We start from the raw sequence: 5,507 nt of genomic DNA, 5'->3' as shown, positions 1-5,507 counted from the left end.
GAAGGTATATGTGGTTATTTCATGCAAATTTTATTATAATAACAGGATGATTACATGAATCGACAAATGAGGAGCTATATAAATGATGGATAATAAGTTTGAACGATATGATTTTAAGACATTTATTTTGGAAGCGGTGAAGGATTTAGGCTTTTATGAGCCAACTGAAATCCAAGAAAGATTATTTCCGACTGTGTTAAAAGGTGAAAGTGCAATCGGCCAATCACAAACTGGGACCGGAAAAACGCATGCCTATATTTTACCAATATTACAAAAGGTAAAGTCTGAAAATCAGGAGGTACAAGCAGTCATAACTGCACCTACAAGAGAGCTGGCTACCCAAATCTATCATGAAATTTTAAAGGTAACAAAGCATTGCCAAGAGGGACAAGACATATCAGCCCGCTGTTATGTCGGTGGAACTGATAAGCAGAGATCGATTGAAAAATTACGAACTCAGCCACATATTGTTGTCGGAACTCCTGGAAGAATTAACGATTTGATTAAGGAACAAGCCTTATTTGTCCATACAGCCAATATGCTTGTAGTAGACGAAGCGGATCTTATGCTTGATATGGGTTTTATCGAGGATGTGGATCAAATCGCAGCAAGAATGCCTGAAAAGCTGCAGATGTTGATTTTTTCCGCGACCATTCCAGAAAAATTAAAGCCATTTTTAAAAAAGTATATGGAAAATCCAAAATACATTCAAATCGAACCTGAACAAGTAACAGCAGCCAAAATAGAGCATTGGATTATGCCATCCCGCCATCGCAATAAAGATAAGCTTGTTCATGATGCATTAATGGTATTCAACCCCTATTTAGCTATCGTTTTTACAAATACGAAGAAAATGGCAGATGAAGTGGCTGATTCCTTAATTAAAAAAGGATTAAAAGTGGGACGTATTCACGGGGATCTTAATCCTCGTGAGCGTAAAAAAATGATGAAACAAATTAAAGATTTGGAATTCCAATATATTGTTGCCACTGATTTAGCCGCTAGAGGGATCGATATTCAAGGCATCAGTCATGTTATTAACTATGAATTGCCTTCTGATTTAGATTTTTATATTCACCGTGTTGGGAGAACAGCCCGTGCAGGCAATTCTGGTATTGCACTTACCATTTATGATACATCCGATGAGGATGCACTAAATCGTCTTGATAAAATGGGGATCGATTTCCGACACGTTGATCTTCAAAAAGGGGAATGGGCAGATTTAGGCAAGAGAAATAAGCGCAAAAGCCGCAAGAAGCAGGCAGACGAAATCGATAAACAAGCACAGTCTATTGTTCAAAAGCCTAAAAAGGTAAAGCCAGGATATAAAAAGAAAATGCAATCTGAAATAGAAAGCTTCAAAAAACGCCAAAAAAGATTACAGCGTAAAAAATAGATAACAAAGGGAGAGAGGAAGCCATTATGTTGAAAATAGGTTCACACGTATCGATGAGTGGAAAGGACATGCTCCTAGCTGCCAGCAAGGAAGCGGTATCCTATGGATCAAATACGTTTATGATTTATACAGGAGCCCCTCAAAATACGAGAAGAAAAAAAATCGAGGATTTGAATATTGAAGCAGGCCTTAAGCATATGGAGGCAAATGGTATATCTGATATTATTGTCCATGCACCTTATATTATTAATATTGGAAATACCGAAAATCCGAATACTTTTGAGTTAGGAGTTAATTTTTTAAGAACAGAAATTGATCGTACAGAGGCAATCGGGGCAAAACAAATTGTATTGCACCCAGGCGCTCACGTTGGTGCGGGGACAGAGGCTGGAATTAAAAAAATTGTTGAAGGGCTAAACGAAGTATTAAATGGAGACGAAAAGGTTCAAATCGCTCTTGAAACGATGGCAGGCAAAGGTTCCGAATGTGGAAAATCATTTGAAGAATTAGCAATGATTATAGACGGGGTTCATTACAATGATCATCTTTCAGTCTGTTTTGATACTTGTCATATACATGATGCCGGCTATAATATTGTTGAAGACTTTGATGGGGTTTTAGAACAATTTGATCGTATTATTGGGCTGGACCGTTTAAAGGTATTGCATATTAACGATAGTAAAAATGAGCGCGGAATGCGTAAGGACCGTCATGAGAATATAGGCTTTGGCCATATCGGCTTCAAAGCGTTAAATTATATCGTCCATCATCCACAGTTGAAAGACATTCCAAAAATTCTTGAGACGCCTTTCGTGGGAGAGGACAAAAATAATAAAAAAGCCCCTTATAAATATGAAATTGCTATGCTGAAAGCCCAAGAATTTAACGATAATCTTCAGGACATCATTATGCAGGGATAACTGATTAATAAATTAAAAAAAGCTGTGAAATCATTCGCAGCTTTTTTTAATGGAAAAATAAATCTTAGGTTATTTTGTAAGCTGAATAAACAATTGGTTAACTTGTCTAGCCGTTTCTGGACCAGCAAGTCTTGCGATATCCTTAATTAATTTAGAACGCTCGGCATCATTAAAAATATTAATGCTTTTTCCACGCAGATAAGCTGCGATTTTACTCGCTTGCGGCTTTGTAATTGAGATTTGGAATTGGTCTCCATATTTTAATAATTCATCGGCAGTAATATTGCTTATTTTATGATTGATGATATTTTCAAAGATCTTCATCTCTCATCACTCCTCCGTAGTACTTTATGAAGGAGATAGGCAATATGTGACAGCAATAATCTAATTAAAGGTAAGTGCCTTGTTTCTTTACAAATATTTTTTCTTCCTGTATACTAACTTTTGTTAAATCGGAATGATTCTTAATTTAAAAAGGTGATAGTAAATGAAGGCACATGATAAGCCTATAATAAATATCAATCAATTATCTTATCGTTATGAAAAAGAAAACGTACTGGAAGATATAAATTTATCCATAAAAGAAGGGGCCTTTCTTGGAATTGTTGGTCCAAATGGTTCGGGGAAATCCACTTTATTAAAGCTAATTCTAGGGCTGCTTAAAACGCAAAAAGGTGAAATTCAGCTCTTTGGTCAGGAGATAAGCAAATTTAAGGATTGGCACAAAATTGGCTTTGTTTCTCAAAAGGCAAACTCATTTAACACTGGTTTTCCAGCAACCGTCTATGAGGTGGTAGCTAGTGGATTAACAAAAAAGCTTGGTCTTTTTAAGTTTATGAAAAATGAGCACAGGCAAAAGGTTATAAAAGCTATCGACTCAGTAGGGCTTCTCCCTTTTCAAAAACGTAATATTGGGGAGCTTTCAGGAGGACAGCAGCAGCGTGTATTCATAGCAAGAGCTTTAGTAAGTGATCCGAAACTAATGATTTTAGATGAGCCTACAGTGGGAGTTGATGCACAAAATGTGCAATCCTTTTACGAGATGCTTGATAGCCTAAATAAAGAATTAGGAATTACACTTCTTTTAGTCACACATGATATTGGCGCCATATCTGACAAGGTTACTCATGTTGCTTGTTTAAATAAGCATTTACATTTTCATGGGGAAACTAATGAGTTTGAGCAGTTGAAAATGGAGGAGATGTCTGATTTTTATGGTCATGACATTCATATCCTGACACATAATCATGATCACCATCATCACCAGCATGGAGGAGCAGGGCAATGCTAGCGGGGATACTACAATATGAATTTTTGCAAAATGCCTTTTTAACGGGAATTATTATTGGAATTATTGCACCATTATTAGGTGTATTTATTGTTGTCCGAAGGCTGTCACTTATTGCCGATGCATTAAGCCATGTTACCCTTGCCGGAATAGCAGCAAGTCTCTATTTCGAAAAGAAAGTGACGGGATTAAGCGGATTGAATCCCATCTATATGGGAATGGCTTTTTCTGTGACAGGGTCTTTATTTATTGAAAAGCTAAGATCTGTTTATAAGCATTATCAAGAGCTGGCTATTCCTATTATATTATCCGGTGGGATTGGGATAGGCGTTATTTTTATTTCTCTTGCAGATGGCTTTAATACAGATTTATTTAGTTATTTATTTGGAAGTGTCAGTGCAGTAAGCCGTGTTGATTTATGGACGATATTAATTATCAGTATTCTCGTCATATCAATGATCTTCCTTCTGTATAAAGAATTATTCCTGCTTTCCTTTGATGAAGAACATGCAAAGGCTTCAGGGATAGCTGCAAAATGGGTGCATTTTATATTTATCATCATGGTTGCACTCGTGATTGCTGCATCGATGCGAATTGTGGGGATTCTGTTAGTTTCTTCTTTAATGACCTTACCGGTCGCAGCCAGTATTCGCATTGCAAAAGGCTTTAAACAAACGATCTTTTTTTCAGTCATATTTGGCGAAACTTCCGTACTAGGCGGGCTGACACTCTCCTATTACTTAGATCTAGCCCCAGGCGGAACAATCGTTATAATCGCGGTCTTTATTTTGATCATGACGATCTTGTTCAAAAAATTCACAACTAACATATAGCAAATCTGACATAGAGTTCATTTTAATGAGGTGAATGAAGTGGATATCAATGAAGCATTACAGCTATTAAAGGAAAAGGGCTATAAACATACAGGAAAAAGAGAAGAAATGCTGCAGTTTTTTGCAAAAAGTAATAAATATTTAACTGCACGTGATGTTTTGACATGGATGAAGGATGATTATCCTGGCTTAAGCTTTGATACCATTTATAGAAATTTATCTTTATTTGTCGAGCTTGGCATTTTTGAAATGACGGAACTTTCTGGGGAGAAGCATTTTCGCTATACTTGCGCGCATGAACATCATCACCATCATTTTATATGTATGGATTGCGGGAAAACTAAAGAAATTGACACGTGTCCGATGCAAGAGCTGCAGGACAATTTAAAGGGCTATGATATTTCCGGACATAAATTTGAAATATATGGCCGCTGCCCAGAATGTGTCAGCTGAGGGCTAAATAAAAACGGCTTAACACCGTTTTTATTTAGCCTTCTTTTAACCATTTATCTACCCATTCGTTTGCTTCCATCCAGTTTTTTACGCGAATTACTCCAGAAGGTATTGGATCCTGGTTATACGGAGTATCAAATAAAATAACAGGAATTTGGCATTCTTCGTGTATCATCACAGCATTATCATGCTTATCTTCAAAAAAGATATCGACTTTGAAATCTTTAGCTGCCTTTACTTTGTAATGGGTTCCAATTAACTCAATGTGATGAAAGGATAACGCATGCTTTAAAAACCATTCCTCAGTAAGCTTCAGTAAGTGCGAACCCCGAGCACTAATGAAAAATAATTCATGCTCCTTTTCCCATTTATTCAAAATCTCTTTAGCCCCCACAGCAAGCGGTGATTCAGCATATATAGCCGGCTCACTTTCAGCAAACCAATGTGCAAATTCTTCCTCTGTAATTTCTACTAAATGGGTAAGATCGTATTGTTTAACATCATTTAAAGTAATGTTTAAATTAAAGGCTTTATTTAAAAATGGGATCATTGAAGAAGGACATGAAACTGTCCCATCAATATCAATACCAAAACGCTTTTTCATTCTTAATACTCCC

Annotated in this window: 7 protein-coding genes; 5 read left to right on the top strand and 2 right to left on the bottom strand. The window is 36.6% G+C overall.

The features are described 5' to 3' along the window. Nucleotides 1-82: 82 nt before the first annotated feature. Together V7149_RS24620 and V7149_RS24615 are read left to right on the top strand one after the other, a co-directional pair. Complete coding sequence (locus tag V7149_RS24620; protein ID WP_335348198.1) at nt 83-1,396, top strand: DEAD/DEAH box helicase; 1,314 nt, start codon at nt 83-85, stop codon at nt 1,394-1,396. A gap of 26 nt (nt 1,397-1,422) precedes the next feature. After that, the gene (locus V7149_RS24615) at nt 1,423-2,316 is read left to right on the top strand and encodes a deoxyribonuclease IV (protein ID WP_335348197.1); all 894 of its coding nucleotides are present in this window, start codon (nt 1,423-1,425) and stop codon (nt 2,314-2,316) included. Nucleotides 2,317-2,385: 69 nt separating this feature from the next. Here V7149_RS24615 and V7149_RS24610 read toward each other — a convergent pair whose 3' ends face one another. Beyond that, the gene (locus V7149_RS24610) at nt 2,386-2,640 is read right to left on the bottom strand and encodes a DUF2624 domain-containing protein (RefSeq protein WP_335348196.1); all 255 of its coding nucleotides are present in this window, start codon (nt 2,638-2,640) and stop codon (nt 2,386-2,388) included. A gap of 163 nt (nt 2,641-2,803) precedes the next feature. On the opposite strand from V7149_RS24610, the gene V7149_RS24605 reads away from it, so the two are divergent. The 3 genes from V7149_RS24605 to V7149_RS24595 are packed head-to-tail and all read left to right on the top strand — an operon-like array spanning nt 2,804 to nt 4,890. Further along, complete coding sequence (locus V7149_RS24605; RefSeq protein ID WP_335348195.1) at nt 2,804-3,607, top strand: metal ABC transporter ATP-binding protein; 804 nt, start codon at nt 2,804-2,806, stop codon at nt 3,605-3,607. Continuing rightward, entirely contained in the window at nt 3,601-4,437 is an 837-nt protein-coding gene (locus V7149_RS24600) for a metal ABC transporter permease (RefSeq protein WP_335348194.1), read from the top strand. The genes V7149_RS24605 and V7149_RS24600 overlap by 7 nt, the downstream gene beginning before the upstream one ends. A 39-nt stretch (nt 4,438-4,476) precedes the next feature. Continuing rightward, nucleotides 4,477-4,890, top strand: a complete 414-nt coding sequence (locus V7149_RS24595; protein ID WP_335348193.1) for a Fur family transcriptional regulator — start codon at nt 4,477-4,479, stop codon at nt 4,888-4,890. 34 nt (nt 4,891-4,924) lie between these two features. Here V7149_RS24595 and V7149_RS24590 read toward each other — a convergent pair whose 3' ends face one another. Beyond that, nucleotides 4,925-5,494, bottom strand: a complete 570-nt coding sequence (locus V7149_RS24590; protein WP_335348199.1) for a hypothetical protein — start codon at nt 5,492-5,494, stop codon at nt 4,925-4,927. Between the last annotated feature and the right edge of the window lie 13 nt (nt 5,495-5,507).

The sequence above is a fragment of the Bacillus sp. JJ1503 genome (assembly GCF_036965125.1).
Lineage (GTDB): Bacteria > Bacillota > Bacilli > Bacillales > Cytobacillaceae > Cytobacillus.
This window is presented reverse-complemented; position numbering and strand designations above follow the sequence as displayed.